This window comes from Kitasatospora sp. NPDC001603 (genome assembly GCF_040298365.1).
GTDB lineage: Bacteria > Actinomycetota > Actinomycetes > Streptomycetales > Streptomycetaceae > Kitasatospora.
In genome coordinates, this window is the sequence record NZ_JBEPAA010000078.1 from 1 (window position 1) to 22,869 (window position 22,869).

Here is a 22,869-nt window from a genome sequence, read left to right on the forward strand (position 1 = left end):
GGGGGGCGGTCAGCGGGGGGCGGGCGTCTGGGCCAGGACCGCCTGGATGACGGAGTCGGCGGTGACGCCCTCCATCTCGGCCTCGGCGCGCAGCGCGACGCGGTGCCGCAGGGTCGGCAGGGCGAGTGCCTTGACGTCGTCGGGGGTGACGTAGTCGCGGCCGGCCAGCCAGGCCCAGGCGCGGGAGGCGCCGAGCAGGGCGGTGGCGCCACGGGGGGAGACGCCGATCGAGAGCGACGGGGACTGCCGGGTGGCCCGGCAGAGGTCGACGATGTAGGCGAGCACCTCGGGCGAGACGGTGAGCTTGGCGATCTGCTCGCGGGCGGCGGTGATGTGTTCGGGGCCGGCGACCGGGCGCACGCCGGCCGCGGCGAGGTTGCGCGGGTCGAAGCCACTGGCGTGCCGGGCGAGGACCTGGAACTCCTGGTCGCGGTCGGGCAGCGGCAGGATCAGCTTGAGCAGGAAGCGGTCGAGCTGGGCCTCGGGCAGCGGGTAGGTGCCCTCGTACTCGACCGGGTTCTGGGTGGCGGCGACCAGGAACGGGACCGGCAGCGCGCGGGGCGAGCCGTCGACGGTGACCTGGTGCTCCTCCATGGCCTCCAGCAGGGCGGCCTGGGTCTTCGGCGGGGTGCGGTTGATCTCGTCGGCGAGCAGCAGGTTGGTGAAGACCGGGCCGGGCTGGAAGGAGAACTCGGCGGTGCGGGCGTCGTAGACGAGGGAGCCGGTGACATCGCCCGGCATCAGGTCGGGGGTGAACTGGATCCGCTTGGTGTCCAGGCTGAGCGCGGTGGACAGGGTGCGGATCAGCAGCGTCTTGGCGACGCCGGGGACGCCCTCCAGTAGCACGTGGCCGCCGCAGAGCAGGGCGACGACCAGGCCGGTGACGGCGGCGTCCTGGCCGACCACGGCCTTGGCGATCTCGGCGCGCAGGGCGGTGAGCGCCTGGCGCGGGTCGTCGGTGGTCCCGGGGGTGCCGGTCGCCGTGCCGGGGGTGGAGACGGGGGTGGCGGTGGCCTGTTCGGTCACGGCTTCCGTACCTGCCTTTCGAGGGCGTCGAGGTCGTCGGCGAGCCGCAGCAGCGCGGCGTCGTCGGTCGGGGGCGGGCCGTAGAGGAGGGCCCGTACGTCCCCGGCGGGTCGGTCGGGGAGGCGGTCGAGGACGGCCGCGCAGAGCGCGGTGGCGTCGGGTGCGCCGCCGGTGGGCGGCACGCCGAGGACGGGCGCGAGGCGGTGGGCGGCGGCGCGGCGCAGGGCGTCGGCGGCGCGGCCCCGGGCCCTGGCCCGGCGGTAGAGGCGGGCGCGGCCCTCGGTGGTCTCGGCGGCGCGGACCACGACGGGCAGGTTCTCGCTGATGACCGGGCCGAGCCGGCGGGCCCGCCAGAGCGCGGCCAGCAGGGTCGCGATGCCGAGCTGGACGGCGGCCCAGCGCCAGCCGTCGGGGATGTAGTCGGTGAACCGCTTGTCGCCGACGCTGTCGCCGAGCGGGGCGGTGTAGTCCGGCAGGTGCCAGGTGAGGCGGGGCTGCGAGCCGAGCAGGCCGAGCGCGAGCGAGGCGTTGCCGTCCTTCTTGATCAGCTCGTTGCTGAGGAAGTCACCGCTGCCGAGGACGACGACGTCGGTGCCCTGGCCGGTCCGGACGGCGACCAGCGGGTAGCCGTGGCCGCGCGGGTAGCAGCCCTCGCCGCGGCTGCCGGCGGTGTACAGCAGGCCGCCGAGGTGGGCGGTGCCGGCCCGGACGGCCTCGGTGAGCGCGCACTGGGCGGCGGTGCTGCGGACGGCGGCGTAGGGGGCGCCGCCGCCCTCCTCGGAGGGGCGGACGCCGGGGGCGAGCGCGCTGAGGGCGGCGGGGCCGGGGGAGACGAGGACCAGCCGGCCGTGCCGGGCGGCGGCGAGGGCGCGCAGCTGGTCGGGGCCGAGCAGGTCGGGTTCGGGGACGACGAGGGTGTCGTTGCCGGTGGAGCGGGCGGGGAGGTCGGCGGTGACGTCGACGTCGAGGCCCTGGCGCTGGAGCAGCGCGACGACGGCGTGGGAGCCGGAGGCGTCGTAGGAGCGCGGGTCGAGCGGGGGGTAGCGGCGGTCCTGGTTGAGCCCGGCCAGCACGGCGGCGGCGAGCAGCAGGAGCACGGCGGTGAGCAGGTACCAGCGGGAGCGGTGCCAGAGGCCGCGGCCGGTGGGCGCGAGGCTGCTGGACGCGGCGGGCCCGGCCGCGGGCGCGGTCTGCGGCGGAGCGGCGGACGGCGGTGCGGCGGCGGGTACGGGCGGTGCGGCGGGCGGCGGCCCGCCGGGGGCCGGCGGAGCGGCCGGACCGGGGGTGGGGCTGGTCATGCCGCTCCTCCCGCGGCCGGGGCGAACGCCGGGCGGGCGCGTTCCAGGGTCTGGTCGAGGTCGCGCAGCAGCTGGTACGCGCTGCGGTCGGCGGTGCGGTCGCCGTAGGCGATGTCGTCGAAGGTGCGGGCCGCGGCGCGGAGGGCGTCGGCGTGCGCCGGGAGGGCTCGGCCGGCCTCGGCGGCGGCTTCGTCGGCGGTGCGGCCGGGCCGGGCGTCGAGCAGGGTGCGCTCCTCCAGGGCCCGGACGAGGGCGCGCATCTGCTCGCGGACGGCCTCCGTCCACCGGCCGGCCGCGGCGTGCTGTTCGGCGTCGGCCCGGTACTGGTCGGCGCTGCGCGGTCCGGCGGTGCCGAAGACGTCGAGCACGGTGCGGGCGGCCCGCTTGGGCGCGCCGAACCGCCACCAGAGGGCGGCGGCAATCAGCACGGCGATCACCAGGAAGAGGATCAGTCCGGTGGTGCCGCTGGTGCCGTCGCCGGCGATGGTGGTGAGCGCGTCGTCGATCCGGTCCATGACCCAGTCGTAGACCCGCTGCTGCAGGCTCGGGTCGTGCCGGTGGTACTCGGCGTTGAGCAGTTCGTCGCGGGCGGCGTCGCGGGCCGGGTCACGTGGAACGGTGACCGGGGCGCCGCTCGCCGCCAGCGTCCTCTCCCCCCAGTTCGGCATCCGGTTCAGAGCCTCGCCGGGTTCTGGCCGGCCTGGTCGCCCCAGCCGGTGCCGCCGTACTCGGTCAGGCCCGCGGCGCGGGCGAGCTCGATGTCCAGGGCCTCGCGCCGGATCCGCTGGTCGACGTAGAGCAGCACGCCGATGGTGGCGGTGAACGGGATGGTGACGGTGGAGGCGATCACGCCCGCGATCGCGGTGGTGATCAGGACGGCGGTGGGCAGGGTGGCCGGGTCGCCCGCGTCGACCTGGCCGACGAGGTCGTCGAAGCCGAGGGCCAGGCCGACGATCGTGAACGGCACGCTGATGATCCCGGCGACGATGCCGGCCAGGACCTGGCTGAGGAGGTTGATCCCGAACAGCCGCCACCAGGAGCCGCGGACCAGCCGGCGCGAGCGGGAGAGCGCCGTGATGACGCCCTGCTTCTCCAGCATCAGGGCGGGGGCGGCCAGGCTGAGCTGGATCCAGATCCAGATCGCGACCGGGATGCTGAGCAGGCCGACCACGAAGAGCAGGCCCGCGATGGCGGGTTCGTCCGCGCCGGTCAGCAGGTAGCCGATCATCGGGGCGAAGCCGATCAGCACCACGCCGGCGCCGATCAGGGCGGTCAGCAGGGTGAGGCCGGTCAGCTGGAGCAGCCGGGGGCGGGCGTCCCGCCAGGCGTCGCGGATGGTGGCGGACTGCCCGAGGATGGCGCGGCTCACCACCATGGTCAGCAGGGCGGCGGCGACCACGCTGAGCAGCATGGTCACCGGCAGGCTCACCAGGGCGGAGATCACCGGGGTGAGGTCGCCGGTGTCGCCCCGCACGGCCAGCTGGGTGCCGGTGACGGCGGCCTGCTCGACGACGGCGACGCCGAGCGAGAGGCCGAGCGTCGTGCGCCAGTGCGTGCGGATGGTGGAGACGGCTCCGTCGAGGATCTCGCCGAGGCCGAGCGGGCGCAGCGGGATGATGCCCGGCTTGGGGCTGACCGGGGCGCCCCAGCCGTACTGGCCGTGGGGGCCGTGCGGGCCCTGGCCGCCGTACTGGGGGCCGCCCGGTCCGGGGCCGCCGTAGCCGGCGCCCCAGGCGGGGGGCGCGGCCTGGGGTGGTACCGACGGCCCGGGCGCGGCGGCGGACGTGTCGGCCGGGGGCCGGTTGTCGTCGCGGGACGGCTCGGACGAGCTGGGCGAGGCCCAGCCCGGGGTGTCGGTCATCACTGCTCCTCGGAGGGGCGTCAGGGTTCGCGGGGCCGGGTGGATCTTCACCCGCGCGCAGCGCCCATCGTGCCATGGTGGTCGGACGGCCCCCAGGGGTATCCGGTTGCTGAACGGCAACGGGAGGCCGTCGGGCGGGCGGGACGCGGTCCGGACGCGGTCCGGGGGTGACCGGTGGGGCCGGAGGGGCCGGTTCGGGCCAGGTCATTCGTCCGGTATGGCCGGAATTCGCCGGGCTGCCACTTGGCCGTTCTGGAGCAAAGGGACTGCTGTGCGGCAGGTCACAATCCGGTAATGAGAAGATGGACGCATGAAGGGACGCGTCCTCGTCGTTGATGACGACTCCGCACTGGCCGAGATGCTCGGCATTGTGCTGCGTGGTGAGGGTTTTGAGCCGTTTTTCGTCGCGGATGGGGACAAGGCACTAGCCGCGTTCCGGGAGACCAAGCCCGATCTGGTCCTGCTGGACCTGATGCTGCCCGGACGGGACGGCATCGATGTCTGCAGGCAGATCCGGGCGGAGTCCGGCATCCCGATCGTCATGCTGACCGCGAAGACCGACACGGTCGACGTCGTGGTCGGTCTGGAATCGGGTGCCGATGACTATGTCACCAAGCCGTTCAAGCCCAAGGAGCTGGTGGCCCGGGTACGTGCCCGACTTCGCCGTGCCGAGGAGCCGACTCCCGAGCAGCTGACCATCGGCGATCTGGTGATCGACGTGGCCGGCCACTCCGTCAAGCGGGACGGCCGGGGCATCCCGCTGACCCCGCTGGAGTTCGACCTGCTCGTCGCACTGGCCCGCAAGCCCTGGCAGGTGTTCACCCGGGAGGTGCTGCTGGAGCAGGTCTGGGGCTACCGCCACGCGGCGGACACCCGACTGGTCAACGTCCACGTCCAGCGGCTCCGGTCCAAGATCGAGAAGGACCCGGAGCGTCCCGAGATCGTGGTGACCGTCCGTGGCGTCGGCTACAAGGCCGGACCCAGCTGACGTGACGTACCAGGCTGACGACACCCCGTCGGAGTCCTCGACCGACGGGGGCTCCGCCGTGCGCGGTGACGTGCTGAGCTCGACCACGCGCAGCCGCCGCCGTCGCGGGCCCGCCGCACTGCTCGCGCCGGTGACCCGTCAGCTGCGCCGGCCCCTGCACCGGGTCTCGGCGCTGTACCGCCGTTCCATCCAGCTGCGGGTGGTCGCGGCCACCCTGATGCTCTCCGTCGTGGTGGTCCTGGTCCTGGGCGTGGTGGTGGTGGCCCAGGTGCGCAACGGGCTGCTGGGCACCAAGCGGGACTCGGCGCACAGCCAGGCCCGGGCCGGCTTCCAGACCGAGCAGAAGAAGATCGACGAGGCCAAGGACCTGCGGCTCAAGGTCGGCGCACCCGCCGACCAGGCCGTCGAGGAGACCGGTACCTGGCTGCTCAACCAGGTCGGCGACCTCGCGGCCAGCGGCCAGAACGTCTACTCGGTGATCGCGGTGGTGCGCGGCGGCAAGACGGTCTCGCCGGAGACGGCCGGCCTCGGACCGCGCTACACCGGTGACATCTCGCCGATCAGCATCCCCGACACGCTGCGGGCCAGGGTCTCGGCGGAGCCCGGCCAGATCTTCGACCAGCCGACGCGGATCCACCGCGTGGACAGCGCGGGGCGGACCGAGCCCGGACTGGCCATCGGCATGCAGTTCACCGGCCCCAACGGCGTCTCCTACGAGCTGTACTACATCTTCTCCTTCGGCCAGGAGACGGACACCCTCGACCTGGTCACCGGGACCCTCGCCACGGCCGGGGTCTTCGTGGTGATCCTGATGGGCGGGATCGCCTGGCTGGTGGTGCGCCAGGTGGTCACCCCGGTCCGGATGGCCGCCGGGATCTCGGAGCGGCTGGCCGCGGGCCACCTGGAAGAGCGGATGAAGGTCACCGGGACGGACGACATCGCCCGCCTCGGCGAGTCCTTCAACCGGATGGCGAACGCGTTGCAGGCGCAGATCCGCCAGCTCGAGGAGCTCTCCCGGGTGCAGCGGCGGTTCGTCTCCGACGTCTCGCACGAGCTGCGCACCCCGCTGACCACCGTCCGGATGGCCGCCGACCTGATCTACGACAGCCGCGAGGACCTGGACCCGATGGCGGCCCGCTCGGCCGAGCTGCTCCAGGGCCAGCTGGACCGTTTCGAGTCGCTGCTCGCCGACCTGCTGGAGATCAGCCGCTTCGACGCCGGCGCCGCGATCCTGGACGCCGAGCCGGTCGACCTGCGCGAGATCGTCACCCGGGTGGTGGAGGCCGCCGACCCGCTGGCCCAGGCCAAGGGCAGCGCCGTGGTGATCCGCGGCGACGGCGAACCGGTGCTGGCGGAGGTCGACTCCCGCCGGATCGAGCGCATCCTGCGCAACCTGGTGGTCAACGCGCTGGAGCACGGCGAGGGCCGGGACGTCGTGGTCCGGCTGGGCTCGGCGGACGGCGCCGTCGCGGTCGGCGTGCGCGACTACGGCATCGGGCTCAAGCCCGGCGAGGCGTCCCGGGTCTTCCACCGCTTCTGGCGGGCCGACCCGTCCCGGGTGCGGACCACCGGCGGCACCGGCCTCGGGCTGTCCATCGCGGTCGAGGACGCGCACCTGCACGGCGGCTGGCTGCAGGCCTGGGGCGAGCCCGGCGGTGGCTCGCACTTCCGGCTCACCCTGCCGCGCACCCGCGGCGGCGACATCAACCGGGCACCGTTCCGGCTGGAGCCGGAGGACTCGCGCAACAACCGGGGCCTCGGCTCGTACGGCGTGCCGTACCGCCGGGCGATCCGGCCGGGCGGCGCCACCGCGCTGACCGCCACCGACGAGCCGGCCGTCCCGGAGACCCCGGAGGGCTCCGGGGGCAGCGGGTTCGGCAGCGGCCTCGGCGGCGTGCTGAGCATCGGCCCGGGGCTGGGCACCAGCCGGCTGCCCCAGGGCCCGCGGGCCGACCCCTCGGACGTCCGGACCGCCGGCGCCGGGTACGGTGCCACCGGAGCCCAGGTGATGGTGGACCCGACGCCCGGCTGGCCGTCGGTGGCACAGCGGACGGCGGAACCGGGCCCGGCGGAGGCCGGGCACGGCACGGCCGGGACGGACACGGAGGGGTCGCAGCGTGCGAGGGACGAGCGGGACTGAGCCGCGGCTGGCCGCGGTGGCCGGCGTGGTGCTGGGCACCCTGCTGGCCGGCGGCTGCGCGGCCATGCCGGACTCCGGCGGCGTCAGCAAGGTCGAACTGGCGCAGGACTCGGTGGACAAGAACCTTCAGGTCAGGGTCTTCCCGAAGGCGCCCGACAAGGGCGCCAAGCCGCGCGACCTGCTGGCCGGGTTCCTGGACGCCGTCACGGCGGACGAGAGCTACGACACCGCCCGGATGTACCTCACCGAGGAGGCGGCGGCGAAGTGGAAGCCGGACGAGCGCATCCAGGTGCTCTCCGCGACCCCGTCGCTGCCCGTCCAGGCCCTGACCGAGGCCGACACCTCCTTCGCCGTCCCGGTGTCCGGCATGGTGGTGGCCGAGGTGGACGCCAAGCACTCGTACACCTTCCTGGACGGCCAGAAGGACGTGGACTTCCAGTTCTCGTTCGTCCGGGACAAGAAGAGCGGCGAGTGGCGGATCGACGCGCTGCCCGACGGCCTGCTCATCAACGAAACCAACTTCCGCAACAGTTACCGCCAGGTGGACCGCTTCTTCTACGCGGCCGACGACCCGTCCGCGGCCGCGACGCTGCGCTCCCCGGCCGTGCTGATCGCCGACCCGATCTACCTGCGGCGCCGAATAGACCCGCTGACCTCGGCCGCCAGGGCCGTGGTCGCCGGGCCGTCCGACTGGCTCTCGCCGGTGGCCCGGAGCGCCTTCCCGACCGGTACCGCGGTCGAGCGGGTGAGCGTCGACGAGGCCCGCACCGCCCACGTGGTGCTCACCGGTGTCGACCTCGGCGGCGCGATGCTCTGCAAGCGGATGGCCACCCAGCTCTTCTACACCCTCGCCGACCAGGGCAAGGGGCAGGTGGACAAGCTGGACCTGAAGGGCCCGCGCAACAGCGGCTGCCAGGCGACCCGCGGCGACCTCCCGCAGACCGGACCGGGCGCGCTGACCGGGGCCGGCTCCCAGCGGCAGTTCTTCCAGCGGGCCGACAACGGCGTCCTGACCGAGGCTCAGGAGACCGGCGACGGCAACCCGGTGCGCGGCCCGCTGGGCCGTCCGCAACCGGCCGGCCGGGACCCGCTCGGCACGATCGCGGTGGCCCGGGACGGCGAGCGGGCCGCGGCGATCGGCGGCAAGGGCCACCAGCTCTACACGGTGCCGCTGGCGGACGGCGTGCAGGCCATGCCCGAGCCGGTGCTCACCACCCCCGTCCGCACCGGGCAGAAGGACGAGGACGGCCTGACCTCGCCCAGCTGGGACGGCCGCGGCGACCTCTGGGTGGTGGACCGCGACCCGCAGAACCGGCGGGTGGTGATGGTGCGCGGCAACCAGCCCCCGGTCACGGTGCCGGTGGACAGCCCCGACGGGCAGGTGCTGCAGGACCTCAAGATCTCCTCGGACGCCGTCCGGATCGCCCTGGTGTTCAAGGACCAGCGCGGGGCGCAGTCGCTCTGGCTCGGTCTGGTGGTGCACGGCGGCACCAAGGACGCCCCGACCGCGCGGATCACCGGACTGCGCCGGGTGGCCCCCGCGATCACCGAGGTCTCCTCGGTGTCCTGGGCGGAGGCCGACCAGCTGCTGGTGCTGGGCAAGGAGAAGGGCCGCCTCCAGCAGCTGCACTACATCAGTACGGACGGCTCGCAGAGCAGCGAGGCCCCGCCCCAGGGCGGCGAGGGGATGGCCTCGGCCCAGGCCTCGGAGGCGCCCGCCGACACCATGGACCAGGCTCCGCCGGTGCTCGCGCGGCAGGGCACCGACGGCAAGATCTACCGGCTGGTCAACAGCCAGTGGCGTGAGCTCGTCCTGAACTTCCGGGCGTCCTCCTTCATCTATCCCGGCTGAGCCGGCGGTCCGGTCCCGGCTTCGTCCGAGCTGGTCCGGGGCTACCGGGGGCGGGGCCCGCCGCAGGGGTGGGGCACCCGGCCGGCGGGCCGGTGCGGGACGGCGGCCGCGACGGTGGCGGCCGCCGTCGGCGGGAGCCCGGCCGACGCCAGCGCCCGAGCGGCCTCGGCGAGGCTGGCCCCCGTGGTCACCAGGTCGTCGACCAGGACCGGCCGGCGGCCGGTCAGCCGGCGGTCCGCCCGCGGCAGGACGGTGAGCGCGCCGTGCAGGTTGCGCCGGCGCTCGGTGGCGGTGAGGCCGGCCTGGTCCGCGACCGGCCGGGTGTGCCGCAGCAGGGCCGCCGCCCTGGCGTCCACTCCGGCCCGGCGCAGTGACCGGGCGGCCGCGCCGGCCAGCCGCAGCGTCGGATCGTGCCCGCGGGCGCGGACGGCGGAACGGGCCGAGGGCATCGGGACCAGCAGCAGCGGGCTCAGCCCCGCGCGCGGCCCGAGCGAGGAGCGCACGGCCAGGGCGAGTGCTTCGCCGAGCGGCCCGGCGAGGTGCAGCGCGCCGCGCTCCTTGTGGGCGAGCAGCAGCTGCCGGACCGGTCCGGCGTACGGGGCGGCGGCGTGCACCCAGGGCAGCGCGGTGGGGCCGGGCCGGGCGGCGGCCAGGGCGTGCCGGCAGGCCGGGCAGAGCTGGGTGCGGCCGGCGCCGCAGCCGGCGCAGCGGGCGGGCAGCAGCACCTCCAGCAGACCGGCCAGTGCGTGGCCGAACGGCCCTTGGGCGGACCGTGGACGGGTGGGGACGGCGGTGGGCGGCACGGCTGCTCCTGGCGGCGGCAGGCACGGAGAGTGAGCACAGGATGCGCCGTACGGGGGGTGTTGTCCAGGTATTTACCCATGCTTCACTCGCAAGAGGGTAGACAGGGTGCAACAGCTTGACCGCCAGTCCACAGCCTCGGGTCGTACCCGTATTCCCGGTTGGGGAGGCGAAAACCCCGTGTGAGGTGTTCGATGAGGCTCCAGGGGGTTTCAACCGTCCCTGGTGGGGAGGAAGTGAGGTGAGGGCCAGTCGCTTTCGTCGCTCGCGGCGGAGGTGGAGGGTCAGCATCGAATTGGCTGGTCCGGCTGGGTCTCAGCCCGATCCGGTAGCACCCGGATCGGCGTCAGCACGAGGGATCGGAGTTCTGCGTGGACATCGTCGTCAAGGGCCGCAAGACCGAGGTGCCCAAGAGGTTCCGCGAGCACGTGGCCGAGAAGCTGGAGAAGGTCCAGAAGTTCGACGGCAAGGTGATCAGCCTCGACGTCGAGGTGTCCAAGGAGCACAACCCGCGTCAGGCCGACCGGTCCGAGCGGGTGGAGATCACTCTCCGTACCCGCGGTCCGGTGATCCGGGCCGAGGCCGCCGCCGGCGACCCGTACGCGGCGCTCGACCTGGCTTCGGCGAAGCTCGACGCGCAGCTGCGCAAGTCCGCGGACCGGCGCCGGGTGCACAAGGGCGGCAACGGCCGTACTCCCATCAGCGTCGCCGAGGCGACCGCGGCCCTGGCCGCGCTGCCCGAGACGACCAAGCCGGAGAACGAGACCAACGGGGCCGTCCGCAAGACCATGATGGGATCCCTGGAAGTGGAGGGCGAAGGCCCGCTGGTGGTCCGGGAGAAGACCCACCCGGCCGCCCCCATGGCGCTGGACCAGGCGCTCTACGAGATGGAACTGGTCGGCCACGACTTCTACTTGTTCGTGGAGAAGGACAGCGGCCTGCCGAGCGTCGTCTACCGCCGGCACGGTTACCACTACGGAGTCATCCACCTGAAGGCCGACGGAACGACCGGGCCGGGTGGCGGTGCCGGCGGCGCGATCGGCGGCGCCGACGACGAGGACTGACCGTCCGAGCGGTGTGGGAGTGGTGACCCCGGTGGCGCTGCCGCCGGGGTCACCGGCGTTCGGGGGCGCTCCGAGCGGGTTCGGGGGTGTTCCGTGGCGTTCGGGGGTGCTCCGGAGCGGGCGCCGGGCCGGTCCGGGCCGGTGACCGGCCGATTCCGGGCACCGGGAGGTCACCCGGTGCGAGGGAATCGGCATCGGAGGGTGACCGGAGGACGCCTGCGGCGTGGAATGATTGGCGAACGACGACCGGCGACGGGGGAGGAGCGGATGGGGGATCACTTCGGGCTGGGGCCCGGTGCGGGGCCGGTCGGGGGGGTGGCGCGAGGGTCGGGGGAGGACCTCGACTACGCCCCGCGCCGGAGGGAGCCGATCCGCGTCCTGGTGGTGGACGACCACGCGCTGTTCCGCCGCGGCCTGGAGATCGTGCTCGCCGAGGAGGAGGACATCACCGTCGTCGGTGAGGCGGGGGACGGCGCGGAGGCCGTGCTCAAGGCCGCCGACCTGCTGCCCGACATCATTCTGATGGATGTTCGGATGCCCCGTCGCAGCGGGATCGAGGCCTGCACCGCGATCAAGGACGTGGCCCCCAGCACCAAGATCATCATGCTGACGATAAGCGACGAGGAAGCCGACCTCTACGAGGCGATCAAGGCGGGTGCCACCGGGTACCTGCTCAAGGAGATCTCCACCGACGAGGTGGCCACCGCGATCCGGGCGGTCGCCGACGGCCAGTCGCAGATCAGCCCGTCGATGGCCTCCAAGCTGCTCACCGAGTTCAAGTCGATGATCCAGCGCCGCTCCGACGACCGGGACCTGGTGCCCGCACCCCGGTTGACCGACCGGGAGTTGGAGGTGCTGAAGCTGGTGGCGACCGGGATGAACAACCGGGAGATCGCCAAGGAGCTGTTCATCAGCGAGAACACCGTGAAGAACCACGTGCGCAACATCCTGGAGAAGCTCCAGCTGCACTCCCGGATGGAGGCCGTGGTCTACGCGATGCGGGAGAAGATCCTCGAAATAGGGTGACGGCGGAGCCCGTCGCGGGCTCGGTGCCGGCTCAGTCGGCGAGCAGCTTCTCCAGCGCCGGGCGCAACGCCTCGTCGTGCAGCGCCTCCACCCGGACGCCGTCGCAGCCCACCCACGCGGCCGCCTCGCGCAGCGCGGTCGCCAGCGCCCCGACGTGCCGCGCGGAGTCCAGCGAGACCTGACGGGCCACCAGGGTGCCGCCCGCCCGGGCCGGATCGACCCGGCCGACCAGCTGCCCGCCGGCCAGCAGCGGCATCGCGAAGTAGCCGTGCACCCGCTTGTGCTTGGGGGTGTAGGCCTCCAGCCGGTGCGTCATGCCGAAGATCCGCTCGGTGCGCGAGCGGTCCCAGACCAGCGAGTCGAACGGCGAGAGCAGCGTGGTGCGGTGCCGACCGCGCGGGGCGGTGGCGAGTGCGGCCGGATCGGCCCAGGCCGCGGCGGGGGCGCCGGCCGGGCCCCAGCCCGCGACCCGCACCGGGACCAGGCCGGAGTCGGCGAGCACCGCGTCCAGCTGCTCGGCCTTCAGGCGGTGGTAGTCCAGCAGATCGGCCCGGGTGGCCACGCCGAGCGCGGCGCCGGCCTGGGCTACCAGGGTGCGCAGGCAGTCCTCGTCGGTCGGCTCCGCCTCGAACAGCTCGGTGGGGACGGCCTGTTCGGCCAGCGCGTAGACCCGCTTCCAGCTCCGGCGCTCGGTGCAGACCACGTCGCCGAAGGCCAGGGCCCGTTCCACCGCGATCTTGGTGTCGGACCAGTCCCACCAGTCGGCCGTCTTCTTGGCGCCGCCCAGCTCGGTCGAGGTGAGCGGCCCCTCGTCGCGCAGCTTGGCCAGGACGGCGCGGTAGGTGGCGGCGTCCACCTGCATGCCCCAGACGTGGGCGCGCTCGCGGTAGCGCCGGCGGCGGAACGCGAAGAGCGGCCACTCCTCGATCGGCAGGATGCAGGCCGCGTGCGACCAGTACTCGAAGCTCGCTCCCGACGCCCAGTAGGCCGCGTCGACGGCGGGCCGGCCGACGGCGCCGAGCCGGGCGTACGGGACCAGCTCGTGCGAGCGGGCCAGCACCGAGATGGTGTCGAGCTGGACGGCGCCGAGGTGGCGCAGCACTCCGCGGACGCCGCCCCGGCGGTCCGGCGCGCCGAGCAGGCCCTGTGCGCGCAGGGCGATCCGGCGGGCCTCGTCGGCGCCGAGGGTCGTGGCGGGAGTCATGACGGTCATGTTGGCGAGCGTAGACCGCGGCACCGACAACGCCCCGGCCCGGAAGGACCGGGCGCCGGGGCGTGGTCGGCGGCCGCCGGCGGGGTGCGGCGGCGGGGCGGGGCTCCGGATTGGGGGTACGGAGCCGGGGTACGGGGCCGCTCAGTCCGCGAGGTCGGTGGCGAGGTCGGTGGCGAGGTCGGTGGCGAGCAGCCCGCCGACCCAGGAGTCGCGGAACTCGCCGCGCTGCTCGGCGTACGAGCGCAGTGTGCCCTCGAAGCGGAAGCCGACCTTCTCGGCGACCGCGCGGGAGCCCTCGTTGCCCACGTACGCCGTCCACTCCAGCCGGCGCAGGCCCAGCTCGGTGATCGCGTGGTGGGCGACCGCGCGGGCGGCCTCGACGGTGTACCCGCGGCCGCGGTGCTCCCGGGTGGCCCACCAGCCGACCTCGGCGGTCCCCGGCCTGCCCGGGACGCGGACCAGCCCCTGGGCGCCGACCAGGGCGCCACCAGCGCGCTCGACCACGCACCAGACGAGGTTCTCGCCGGTGCGACGGCCGTTCACGGCCAGGTCGTTGACGAAGTACTCCGCGTCCTCGCGGCGGTACGGGCTGGGAACGACCGTCCAGCGCTGGATCTCCGGGTCCTGGCAGGCCTCGAAGATCGCGTCCAGGTCGGATTCCCGGGGCGGTCGCAGGAACAGCCGCTCGGTGACCAGGAGGCCGGGGACGGAGTCGGGCGCGGTGGGCTCGGGGTGCTCTGCCATGAACGGATTATTCCGTGCAGAAAGGAAACCGGGCATCCGAATAACCGGCTCGACCGCTCAACCGCCCGGGCAGCTGACCGTTTTGCCCCGGTGGGCGATGCTATCGGGCCATGTGCCCGCACGGGTGACACGGGAATAGCGTGCTGACGCACCTCCCGGGGTGTTGGACTCCTCGCATACGATGGCCCGTGCGGTGGGGTAAACCCGTCGTGCAGTCGTCCAGTGCCAATACAGGCAAGGAGCCCGCTCAAGTGTCCGTCTTCGACAAGATCCTGCGCGCCGGCGAAGGCAAGATCCTTCGCAAGCTGCAGCGGATTGCTGCCCAGGTCAACTCCATCGAAGAGGACTTCGTCAACCTCACCGACGCCGAGCTGCGCGCGCTGACCGACGAGTACAAGCAGCGGATCGCGGACGGTGAGTCCCTGGACGACATCCTCCCCGAGGCGTTCGCGACCGTCCGCGAGGCCGCCCGGCGAGTGCTCGGGCAGCGGCACTACGACGTCCAGATCATGGGTGGCGCCGCGCTGCACTTCGGCTACGTCGCCGAGATGCGCACCGGTGAGGGCAAGACCCTGGTCGGCACCCTGCCCACCTACCTCAACGCACTGACCGGCAAGGGCGTCCACCTGATCACGGTCAACGACTACCTCGCCGAGCGCGACTCGGAGTGGATGGGCCGGGTGCACCGCTTCCTCGGCCTCGAAGTCGGCGTGATCCTGGGCAACATGACGCCCGCCGAGCGCAAGCGCCAGTACGCGATGGACATCACGTACGGCACCAACAACGAGTTCGGGTTCGACTACCTGCGCGACAACATGGCCTGGTCGAAGGACGAACTCGTCCAGCGCGGCCACAACTTCGCGGTGGTCGACGAGGTCGACTCGATCCTCATCGACGAGGCCCGTACCCCGCTGATCATCTCCGGCCCGGCGGACCAGGCGACCAAGTGGTACGCCGACTTCGCCAAGCTGGTGCAGCGCCTGAAGATCGAGCGCGACTACGAGGTCGACGAGAAGAAGCGCACCGTCGGCGTGCTGGAGGAGGGTGTCACCCGGGTCGAGGACTACCTCGGCATCGACAACCTCTACGAGTCGGTGAACACCCCGCTGGTCGGCTTCCTGAACAACGCCATCAAGGCCAAGGAGCTGTACAAGCGGGACAAGGACTACGTCGTGATGAACGGCGAGGTCATGATCGTCGACGAGCACACCGGCCGCATCCTGGCCGGGCGCCGCTACAACGAGGGCATGCACCAGGCGATCGAGGCGAAGGAGGGGGTGGAGGTCCAGAACGAGAACCAGACGCTGGCCACCATCACCCTGCAGAACTTCTTCCGCCTGTACGACAAGCTTTCCGGCATGACCGGTACCGGTACCACCGAGGCCGCCGAGTTCCACCAGATCTACAAGCTCGGCGTGGTGCCCATTCCGACCAACCGGGACCCGCTGCGCATCGACCAGCCCGACCTGATCTACAAGTCGGAGCCGGCCAAGTTCGCCGCCGTGGTCGAGGACATCGCCGAGAAGCACGAGAAGGGCCAGCCGGTGCTGGTCGGCACCGTGTCGGTGGAGAAGTCCGAGTACCTGTCGCAGGAGCTGCGCAAGCGCGGCATCCCGCACGAGGTGCTGAACGCCAAGCACCACGAGCGCGAGGCGCAGATCGTCGCGCAGGCGGGCCGCAAGGGCGCCGTGACCGTCGCCACCAACATGGCCGGCCGTGGCACCGACATCATGCTCGGCGGCAACTCCGACCACCTCGCCGCGGCCGAGCTGGCCCAGCGCGGCATCACCCCGGTGGACACCCCGGAGGAGTACGAGGAGGCGTTCCCGGCCGCGCTGGAGAAGGCCAAGGCGTCCGTGAAGGCGGAGCAGGACGAGGTCAAGGCGGCCGGTGGCCTCTACGTCCTCGGCACCGAGCGGCACGAGTCCCGCCGGATCGACAACCAGCTGCGCGGCCGTTCCGGCCGTCAGGGCGACCCGGGCGAGTCCCGCTTCTACCTGTCGCTCGGCGACGACCTGATGCGCCTGTTCAAGGCCGGCATGGTCGAGCGCGTGCTCTCGATGGCCAACGTGCCCGAGGACGTGCCGATCGAGTCCAAGATGGTCACCCGCGCCATCGCCTCGGCGCAGACCCAGGTCGAGCAGCAGAACTTCGAGATCCGCAAGAACGTCCTCAAGTACGACGAGGTGCTGAACCGCCAGCGCGAGGTTATCTACGGCGAGCGCCGCCGCGTCCTGGAGGGCGAGGACCTGCAGGAGCAGGTCGGCCACTTCATGGACGACACCGTCGAGGCGTACGTCAAGGCGGCCACCGGCGAGGGCTACGAGGACGACTGGGACCTCGACAAGCTCTGGACGGCGCTGAAGCAGCTCTACCCCGTCACCCTGGACCTGGAGCAGCTGGAGGAGGACGCCGGCGGCACGGCCGGACTCACCCCGGAGTTCCTCACCAAGGTCATCCAGGAGGACATCCAGGGGCAGTACGGCGCCCGCGAGGACCAGCTCGGCGCGGAGATCATGCGCGAGCTGGAGCGCCGGGTCGTCCTCTCGGTGCTGGACCGCCGCTGGCGCGAGCACCTCTACGAGATGGACTACCTCCAGGAGGGCATCGGCTTGCGGGCCATGGCGCAGCGCGACCCGCTGGTCGAGTACCAGCGCGAGGGCTTCGACATGTTCACCGCCATGATGGAGGGCATCAAGGAGGAGTCCGTCGGCTACCTGTTCAACCTGGAGGTCCAGGTCGAGCAGCAGGTCGAAGAGGTGCCGGTCGAGGACGCCGAGGTGCTGCTCGACAAGCTGGAGAAGGACGCCGCCCGTCCGGAGATCAAGGCCAAGGGCCTGGAGGCCCCCAAGCCGCAGCGGCTGCACTACACGGCCCCCTCGGACGAGGTCGGTGGCGGTGTCGTCGAGGGTGACTTCGAGGACCTCGCGCCGGAGGACGAGGGCGACGGGCTGACCCGCGCCGAGCGCCGCAAGGCCGCCAAGTCGGCCAAGGGCCGCCGTCGCAAGAGCTGAGGCGGGGCCGGTCCGCCCGGTCCGCCGCCACGCAGGGCGCCACTCCCGCAGGGGGGTGGCGCCCTGCGCCGTTGTGCCGGTGCCGGTGCCGGTGCCGGTGTCGCTGCCGGTGCCCACGGCGTCGGCGGACCGGTCGGACCGCGGGGCGAGGTCGGACCGCAGGGTCCACGCGGCCCGTGCGGGCCGCGTGGCGCCGTCGCGGAAGCCGCCGTGGGCACCTGGTGCGGGCCGGCCGCCGCGGCCCGGTGCGGCACCCGTCCGGGACCGGGGGCGGTGCGACGGGACGGTCCGCGCCGGCGGGTTCACCGGGCCTCCACGGCGGTGCACTGCCACTGCCCGGCCGCCCCGCGCTGCTCCAGCCGGAACGCCACCATGTGGTGCCGGCTGCCGAGGTCGACGCGGACGCAGGCCTCGATCGCGTCGGGCGAGGGCGACCGGTCGTGCACCGGCCCGAGCCGGGGCCGGTCGGCGGCGCCGCCGCGCCGCAGGATGCCGGTCCGGACGAGCGAGGCGAGCTGGCCGTAGCCGTCCAGGCTGGTGTGCCGCATCAGCTGGCCGGACGGCCGGGCGCCGGTGAGCACCTCGACCAGCTGGTGGGCGAACCGTGTGCTCAGCCCGGCGTGGAGGCCCGGGGCGGCGGGGGCGGCGCAGGCGGTCCGGGGCCGGCGCGGTCGCCGGCCGTCGTAGGGGTGGTGGCCGGTCCGGGCGGCGGGGTGGTGCGGCCGGTGCGGGTGGGCCGAGGGGCGGACGGGCCGGCCGCCGTGGCCGCCGGGCGGTACGGCGGCCGGCCCGGCGGGTCGGGGGGCGGGCTGGGCGGCGGCGGGGACCGGGCTGGTGGTCATGGGGCCCTCCCGGGCGGTTGGTGCGGGTACGGAGGGGTCCTTGGTAGCCCGGTGCCGCACGGGGCGGCAAGCGGGTTCGGCGCATCCGGCGGGCCCGCCCGCGGTCTCACCTATCCGGGTGAAAGACCCGGCGCCGCAAGGGCCGCCGGGCCCGGCGGGAGGGCGCCCGGTTGACGTACCGGGGCCAGTGGGAAGGCCCGAAAGGGGACATCCCGGACCGTCGGGACGGGCGGCGCGCCCGTCGGGCGCGACGTTGCGCCGCCTGGCCCTGGGCGCGCACGATCGGAGCCGGTCCGGGAACCGTGGAGGACGGACCACGACAGCGCCCCGACGAGGACAGGCGGCCGGCATGACGACATGGGTAGCGCAGACACGGGCGTCGTCGTCGGCGCCGCCCGCCGACGGCCGGCCCCGGCGCGGCCTGGTGCTGGGCGGTGGCGGGATGCTGGGCGCGGCGTGGACGGTCGGCGCGCTCTGCGCCGTCGAGGAGGCGGTCGGCTGGCGGCCGGGCGGCGCCGAGGTGGTGCTCGGGACGTCGGCGGGCGCGATCCTCGCCGCGATGCTGGCCGGTGGGGTCGGTACCGGCGAGCTCCGCGACCACCAGCGCGGTCTGCCGATCCCGGACGGCCCGCTGGCCGGGGTGGCCTTCGACTACGAGACCGCGGTCGGCGGGGCGCTGCCCCCGCGGCCGCGCGCCGGCATCGGCTCGCCGGGCCTGCTGCGGGACGCCGTCCGCCACCCGCGCGAGTACCCGCTGCTGACCATGGTGTCGGCGATGGCGCCGCACGGCCGCGGCTCGCTGGAGCCCGTCGGCGAGCTGGTGCGCGGTCTGCTGGGCGGGGACGGCTGGCCGGCCGGCTCGCCGCTGCGGGTGGCGGCGGTGGACTACCGCGGCGGTCGCCGGGTGGTCTTCGGCGATCCGGGCGCGCCGGCCGCCGCCGTCGCCGACGCGGTGATGGCCTCCTGCGCGATCCCCGGCTGGTTCGCCCCGGTCCGGGTGAACGGCTCGGCGTACGTGGACGGCGGCTGCTGGTCGGCCACCAACGCCGATCTGATGCTCGGCCGCGGTCTGGACGAGGTGTTCGTGCTCGCCCCGATGGCGCTGCGGCTGCACCCGCGCGGGCGCGCCGAGCCCGGTCGCGGCACCGTGGCGGCGCTGCGCGAGTGGCGCGCCCGGGACCGCCCGCGCGGGGTGCTCGCCCAACTGGTCGGCCGCTACCGCCGGGCGGTGACCAGGCAGCTGATGCGGGAGACCCGGCTGCTGCGGGCGAGCGGCGTCCGGGTGCACCTGCTCGCGCCGACCCTGGCGGACCTGACGGTGATGGGCCCGAACATGATGGACCCGGCCCGGCGCGAAGCGGTGCTGGAGAGCGCGCTGCGGACCAGCCGGGCGGCCCTGGACGGCGTGCGGTGATCCGGCCCGCGCGCGGGCGGTCGCCCGGCTGGTCCGCAGCGCGTGCGGCGGGTCGTGGCGGTCGGGGGCGCGTGCTCGGGTCGAGGGCGTGCCCGGCCGCCGGGGGCGCCCGGTCCCCTCGCGTGCGGTGACTCGGTCGGCGCCCCGGGTGGTCAGCGGCCGTGTCCGGTACGCCGCAGGGCCGCCGGCCGGCCCGGTTCCCGGCGGCGCCGGCGGTGCGCGGCGCCGTCGCCGGGAGCCGGGGGTGCGGGCGGGAGTGAGCGCGTGATCACGGATGCCACCCCGGCGCTTATTCTTGGGGCGCTGGAAGCTGTGCCGCTGGACGAACCGGAGAGTGCCACCGATGCGCGTGTACGTGCCCACCACCCTGACCGGCCTGGCGGCGGCGCACCCGGGCGGCGCCCTGGAGCAGTCCGCGGCGTACGCCGTGACCCCCGCGCTGCGCGAGTGGTACGTCAGTGACGACCTCGAAGAGCTGGAGTACGCGGCGCTGAACCGGGCCGCGCAGTCCTCGCTGCGGCTGCTGGCCGCCGACCCGCAGGCGCCGCGCCGCCGGGTGGTGGTGGCGCTGGACGTCGCCGACTCAGCGGTGCGGCCGTTCCCCGGCGACGAGTACCAGGACCAGGCCTCGCTGGGCCGGGTGGTGCTGGCCGGGCCGGTGCGGCTGGCGAAGGCGGCCGCGGTGCACGCGGACGTGGCCGACCAGGACGTGGTCGCGGACGTCGAGGCGGCGGTCGCGGCCGTCGCCGCGGCCGACGAGGGCGATCAGGACGCCCAGTTCACCGTGGACGGTGCCGAGGACCACGAGCTGCTCTGGTTCGCCACCCAGGAGATCGCCGCCCTGCTGCCTGAGCCCGGCCCGAGCCCGGCCTGAGCCCGGCCCGGGGCGGCCTGAGCGGCCCGCCTCGCGCCCCCCGCCCGCCGGGCCCCGGCCACCCCGTCGTACCGCTTCGTCGGTGACCGGGGTTACCGTTCCCTGCGTGCGCACTCATATCGTCTGGGACTGGAACGGCACGCTCTTCCACGACATGGAGGCGGTGCTCGGCGCGAGCAACGCCGCGTTCGCGACCATCGGCATCGGCCCGATGACCATGCAGGAGTACCGCGAGCAGTACGAGATCCCGATTCCCCGCTTCTACCAGCGGCTGCTCGGCCGGATGCCCTCCGACGCCGAGTGGCTGCGGCTCGACGACGTCTTCCACGACCGCTATCTGGAGCTGAGCGTGGCCTGCGGGCTGACCGAGGGCGTGCTGGAGCTGCTGAGCGGCTGGGGGGAGGCCGGGCACAGCCAGTCCCTGCTGTCGATGTACGAGCACCACAAGCTGCTGCCGGTGGTCGACGGCTTCGGCCTGACCGGTCACTTCCTCCGGGTGGACGGCCGCAGCGGGCCCGCCGGCGGCCAGAAGGCGGAGCACCTGGCCAGGCACCTGGCCGCGCTCGGCGAGCAGGTGGACCCGGCCCGCACGGTGCTGATCGGCGACGCCGCGGACGACGCGCTGGCGGCGCTGAGCGCGGGTGCGCACGCGGTGCTGTACACCGGTGGCTCGCACACCCGGGCGAAGCTGGAGCCGGTGGGCGTCCCGGTGGTGGACAGCCTGGCCGAGGCCGTCGAGCTGGCCGCGAGCCTGGTCGGCTGAGTCCGGCCCGGTGGCCCGGCGCCCGGACGTGGCGCGAACCACGTCCACCGGTGGCGTGTCCGAGCGGGCGAACCGGCCCTCCGCTCGTCAGTCTGGATTGACGCCAGGCCATCAGGACGACGAGCGGAGCCGCCATGCCCATCGACGCAGTCACCCAGGTCCCGACCCCGGGCAACGAGCCGGTGCACGGGTACGCGCCCGGCAGCCCGGAGCGGACCGGGCTGGTGCGCCGGCTGGACGAGCTGGCCGCCGAGCAGATCCCGCTGCCGATGACCATCGCCGGCGAGCAGCGGTTCGGCGGCGGCGAGCGGATCGAGGTCGTCCAGCCGCACCACCACGCGGCGAAGCTGGGCGTGCTGGGCAACGCCACCCGGGAGGACGCCCGGGCCGCGGTGGACGCGGCGCTGGCGGCCGGGCGCGAGTGGCGCGGGCTGTCCTTCGACGACCGGGCGGCGGTCTTCCTGCGCGCCGCCGGCCTGCTGGCCGGCCCCTGGCGGGCGACCCTCAACGCGGCCACCATGCTGGGCCAGTCCAAGACGGTCCAGCAGGCCGAGATCGACTCCGCCTGCGAGCTGATCGACTTCTGGCGGTTCAACGTGCGGTTCGCCCGCGAGATCCTGGCCGACCAGCCGATCTCCTCGCCCGGGGTGTGGAACCGCACCGACCACCGCCCGCTGGAGGGCTTCGTCTACGCGGTCACCCCGTTCAACTTCACCGCGATCGCGGGCAACCTGCCGACCGCGCCGGCCCTGATGGGCAACACCGTGGTCTGGAAGCCGGCGCCCACCCAGACCCTGGCCGCGTACTACCTGATGCGCCTGCTGGAGGCCGCCGGCCTGCCGCCCGGGGTGATCAACATGGTGACCGGCGACGGGCAGCAGCTCTCCCAGGTGGCACTCACCGACCCCGCCCTCGCCGGGCTGCACTTCACCGGCTCCACCGCCACCTTCCAGTCGCTCTGGCAGACCGTCGGCGCCAACATCGGCGGCTACCGGACGTACCCGCGGATCGTCGGCGAGACCGGCGGCAAGGACTTCCTGCTCGCCCACCGCTCGGCCGACCCGGCGATCGTGCGGACCGCGCTGATCCGCGGCGCCTTCGAGTACCAGGGCCAGAAGTGCTCGGCGCTCTCCCGGGCCTACCTGCCGCGCAGCCTCTGGCAGACGATCAAGGACGAGTTCCTGGCCGAGGTGGACGGGCTGGCCGTCGGCGACGTCACCGACCTGTCCAACTTCATGGGCGCGCTGATCGACCGGCGCGCCTTCGAGAAGAACCGCGACGCGATCGACCGGGCCAAGGCCGACCCGACGGTGGAGCTGGCGGCCGGCGGGCAGTACGACGACGCGATCGGCTGGTTCGTCCGCCCCACCGTGCTGGTCTCCTCCGACCACCGGGGCGAGATCTTCCGCACCGAGTACTTCGGACCGATCCTGGCCGTCCACGTCTACGAGGACTCCCGCTGGGAAGACGTCCTCCGACGGGTGGACTCGGGCGCGCCGTACGGCCTCACCGGTGCGGTGATCGCGCAGGACCGCTACGCCATCGCACAGGCGGTGGAGGAGCTGCGCTTCGCGGCGGGCAACTTCTACATCAACGACAAGCCGACCGGCGCAGTGGTCGGCCAGCAGCCGTTCGGCGGCGGCCGGGCCTCCGGCACCAACGACAAGGCCGGCGCCGCCCAGAACCTGCTGCGCTGGACCTCGGCGCGGTCGATCAAGGAGACCTTCGTCCCGCCGACCACGTATGTTCACCCGCATATGGGCTGATGGCGAACACGGCGGGTCGGATTGGACATGGTGTCCAGGACGGCGGGATCTTCCTGCAGGATTGCGCCTCCCTGTCCCCTGACACCTTCGAATCGGCCCGTTAGGCTGGCTGGCGTCGTCGGGTGGCTGCAGGCCGAACGTCTCGTCCTACCCGCTGCGGAGGTGTTTCATGCGCGCCATGGA

At 73.8% G+C, this 22,869-nt stretch carries 18 protein-coding genes; 10 read left to right on the top strand and 8 right to left on the bottom strand.

Going from position 1 to position 22,869, the window contains the following annotated elements; translation table 11 throughout:
- Positions 1-9: 9 nt before the first annotated feature.
- The 4 genes from ABT263_RS32195 to ABT263_RS32210 form a co-directional block, all read right to left on the bottom strand.
- Positions 10-930, bottom strand: a complete 921-nt coding sequence (locus tag ABT263_RS32195) for an AAA family ATPase (protein WP_352295837.1) — start codon at positions 928-930, stop codon at positions 10-12.
- A 92-nt stretch (positions 931-1,022) separates the two neighbouring features.
- The gene (locus tag ABT263_RS32200; protein WP_352295797.1) at positions 1,023-2,324 is read right to left on the bottom strand and encodes a DUF4350 domain-containing protein; all 1,302 of its coding nucleotides are present in this window, start codon (positions 2,322-2,324) and stop codon (positions 1,023-1,025) included.
- Positions 2,321-2,992, bottom strand: coding sequence for a DUF4129 domain-containing protein (locus tag ABT263_RS32205; RefSeq protein ID WP_352295800.1), 672 nt, complete (start codon positions 2,990-2,992; stop codon positions 2,321-2,323). Before ABT263_RS32205 ends, ABT263_RS32200 begins: the two co-directional genes overlap by 4 nt.
- Positions 2,993-2,997: 5 nt before the next feature.
- Positions 2,998-4,185, bottom strand: coding sequence for a DUF7847 domain-containing protein (locus ABT263_RS32210; protein WP_352295803.1), 1,188 nt, complete (start codon positions 4,183-4,185; stop codon positions 2,998-3,000).
- A 310-nt stretch (positions 4,186-4,495) separates the two neighbouring features.
- Here ABT263_RS32210 and mtrA point away from each other — a divergent pair, with 310 nt between their 5' ends.
- From mtrA to ABT263_RS32225, 3 genes are read left to right on the top strand one after another with little or no spacing between them, the layout of a single operon-like run.
- A complete protein-coding gene (gene mtrA, locus ABT263_RS32215) occupies positions 4,496-5,173 on the top strand; it encodes an MtrAB system response regulator MtrA (protein WP_030061806.1) in 678 nt (225 codons plus the stop codon).
- Between the two features lies 1 nt (position 5,174).
- Entirely contained in the window at positions 5,175-7,313 is a 2,139-nt protein-coding gene (mtrB, locus tag ABT263_RS32220; RefSeq protein ID WP_380389073.1) for an MtrAB system histidine kinase MtrB, read from the top strand.
- Entirely contained in the window at positions 7,291-9,165 is a 1,875-nt protein-coding gene (locus tag ABT263_RS32225; protein ID WP_352295806.1) for an LpqB family beta-propeller domain-containing protein, read from the top strand. Before mtrB ends, ABT263_RS32225 begins: the two co-directional genes overlap by 23 nt.
- Before the next feature lie 41 nt (positions 9,166-9,206).
- Here ABT263_RS32225 and ABT263_RS32230 read toward each other — a convergent pair whose 3' ends face one another.
- Positions 9,207-9,968 (bottom strand): ComF family protein, encoded by a 762-nt coding sequence (locus tag ABT263_RS32230; protein ID WP_380389074.1) that lies wholly within the window; start codon positions 9,966-9,968, stop codon positions 9,207-9,209.
- 369 nt (positions 9,969-10,337) lie between these two features.
- On the opposite strand from ABT263_RS32230, the gene hpf reads away from it, so the two are divergent.
- Both hpf and ABT263_RS32240 read left to right on the top strand, forming a co-directional pair.
- Positions 10,338-11,030 carry a ribosome hibernation-promoting factor, HPF/YfiA family gene (hpf, locus tag ABT263_RS32235; RefSeq protein ID WP_329487904.1) on the top strand — a complete coding sequence of 231 codons (693 nt, stop codon included), beginning with the start codon at positions 10,338-10,340 and terminating at the stop codon, positions 11,028-11,030.
- A gap of 267 nt (positions 11,031-11,297) precedes the next feature.
- Positions 11,298-12,056 (top strand): response regulator, encoded by a 759-nt coding sequence (locus ABT263_RS32240; protein ID WP_329487903.1) that lies wholly within the window; start codon positions 11,298-11,300, stop codon positions 12,054-12,056.
- A 31-nt stretch (positions 12,057-12,087) separates the two neighbouring features.
- On the opposite strand, the gene ABT263_RS32245 is transcribed toward ABT263_RS32240, so the two are convergent.
- Positions 12,088-13,269 carry a winged helix-turn-helix domain-containing protein gene (locus tag ABT263_RS32245; RefSeq protein ID WP_352295809.1) on the bottom strand — a complete coding sequence of 394 codons (1,182 nt, stop codon included), beginning with the start codon at positions 13,267-13,269 and terminating at the stop codon, positions 12,088-12,090.
- 141 nt (positions 13,270-13,410) lie between these two features.
- The gene (locus ABT263_RS32250) at positions 13,411-14,013 is read right to left on the bottom strand and encodes a GNAT family N-acetyltransferase (protein ID WP_352295812.1); all 603 of its coding nucleotides are present in this window, start codon (positions 14,011-14,013) and stop codon (positions 13,411-13,413) included.
- Between the two features lie 251 nt (positions 14,014-14,264).
- On the opposite strand from ABT263_RS32250, the gene secA reads away from it, so the two are divergent.
- Positions 14,265-17,027, top strand: coding sequence for a preprotein translocase subunit SecA (gene secA, locus ABT263_RS32255; protein WP_329487900.1), 2,763 nt, complete (start codon positions 14,265-14,267; stop codon positions 17,025-17,027).
- Positions 17,028-17,329: 302 nt separating this feature from the next.
- On the opposite strand, the gene ABT263_RS32260 is transcribed toward secA, so the two are convergent.
- Complete coding sequence (locus ABT263_RS32260; RefSeq protein WP_352295815.1) at positions 17,330-17,869, bottom strand: Rv3235 family protein; 540 nt, start codon at positions 17,867-17,869, stop codon at positions 17,330-17,332.
- A 349-nt stretch (positions 17,870-18,218) separates the two neighbouring features.
- On the opposite strand from ABT263_RS32260, the gene ABT263_RS32265 reads away from it, so the two are divergent.
- The 4 genes from ABT263_RS32265 (at position 18,219) to pruA (ending at position 22,686) form a co-directional block, all read left to right on the top strand.
- Positions 18,219-19,283 carry a patatin-like phospholipase family protein gene (locus ABT263_RS32265; RefSeq protein ID WP_352295818.1) on the top strand — a complete coding sequence of 355 codons (1,065 nt, stop codon included), beginning with the start codon at positions 18,219-18,221 and terminating at the stop codon, positions 19,281-19,283.
- Between the two features lie 343 nt (positions 19,284-19,626).
- Complete coding sequence (locus ABT263_RS32270) at positions 19,627-20,157, top strand: DUF6912 family protein (RefSeq protein ID WP_352295821.1); 531 nt, start codon at positions 19,627-19,629, stop codon at positions 20,155-20,157.
- Positions 20,158-20,263: 106 nt separating this feature from the next.
- Positions 20,264-20,920 carry an HAD family hydrolase gene (locus tag ABT263_RS32275; RefSeq protein WP_329487896.1) on the top strand — a complete coding sequence of 219 codons (657 nt, stop codon included), beginning with the start codon at positions 20,264-20,266 and terminating at the stop codon, positions 20,918-20,920.
- Positions 20,921-21,060: 140 nt separating this feature from the next.
- Entirely contained in the window at positions 21,061-22,686 is a 1,626-nt protein-coding gene (gene pruA / locus ABT263_RS32280) for an L-glutamate gamma-semialdehyde dehydrogenase (RefSeq protein WP_352295847.1), read from the top strand.
- Positions 22,687-22,869: the final 183 nt, after the last annotated feature.

Bases quoted from the DNA above. Each gene is read 5' to 3' on its own strand.
- ABT263_RS32205 (WP_352295800.1), bottom strand. From the start codon at position 2,992: ATGCCGAACTGGGGGGAGAGGACGCTGGCGGCGAGCGGCGCCCCGGTC.
- ABT263_RS32270 (WP_352295821.1), top strand. From the start codon at position 19,627: ATGCGCGTGTACGTGCCCACCACCCTGACCGGCCTGGCGGCGGCGCAC.
- ABT263_RS32240 (WP_329487903.1), top strand. From the start codon at position 11,298: ATGGGGGATCACTTCGGGCTGGGGCCCGGTGCGGGGCCGGTCGGGGGG.
- ABT263_RS32245 (WP_352295809.1), bottom strand. From the start codon at position 13,269: ATGACCGTCATGACTCCCGCCACGACCCTCGGCGCCGACGAGGCCCGC.
- ABT263_RS32200 (WP_352295797.1), bottom strand. From the start codon at position 2,324: ATGACCAGCCCCACCCCCGGTCCGGCCGCTCCGCCGGCCCCCGGCGGG.
- ABT263_RS32265 (WP_352295818.1), top strand. From the start codon at position 18,219: ATGACGACATGGGTAGCGCAGACACGGGCGTCGTCGTCGGCGCCGCCC.
- ABT263_RS32250 (WP_352295812.1), bottom strand. From the start codon at position 14,013: ATGGCAGAGCACCCCGAGCCCACCGCGCCCGACTCCGTCCCCGGCCTC.
- ABT263_RS32210 (WP_352295803.1), bottom strand. From the start codon at position 4,185: ATGACCGACACCCCGGGCTGGGCCTCGCCCAGCTCGTCCGAGCCGTCC.
- mtrA (WP_030061806.1), top strand. From the start codon at position 4,496: ATGAAGGGACGCGTCCTCGTCGTTGATGACGACTCCGCACTGGCCGAG.
- ABT263_RS32260 (WP_352295815.1), bottom strand. From the start codon at position 17,869: ATGACCACCAGCCCGGTCCCCGCCGCCGCCCAGCCCGCCCCCCGACCC.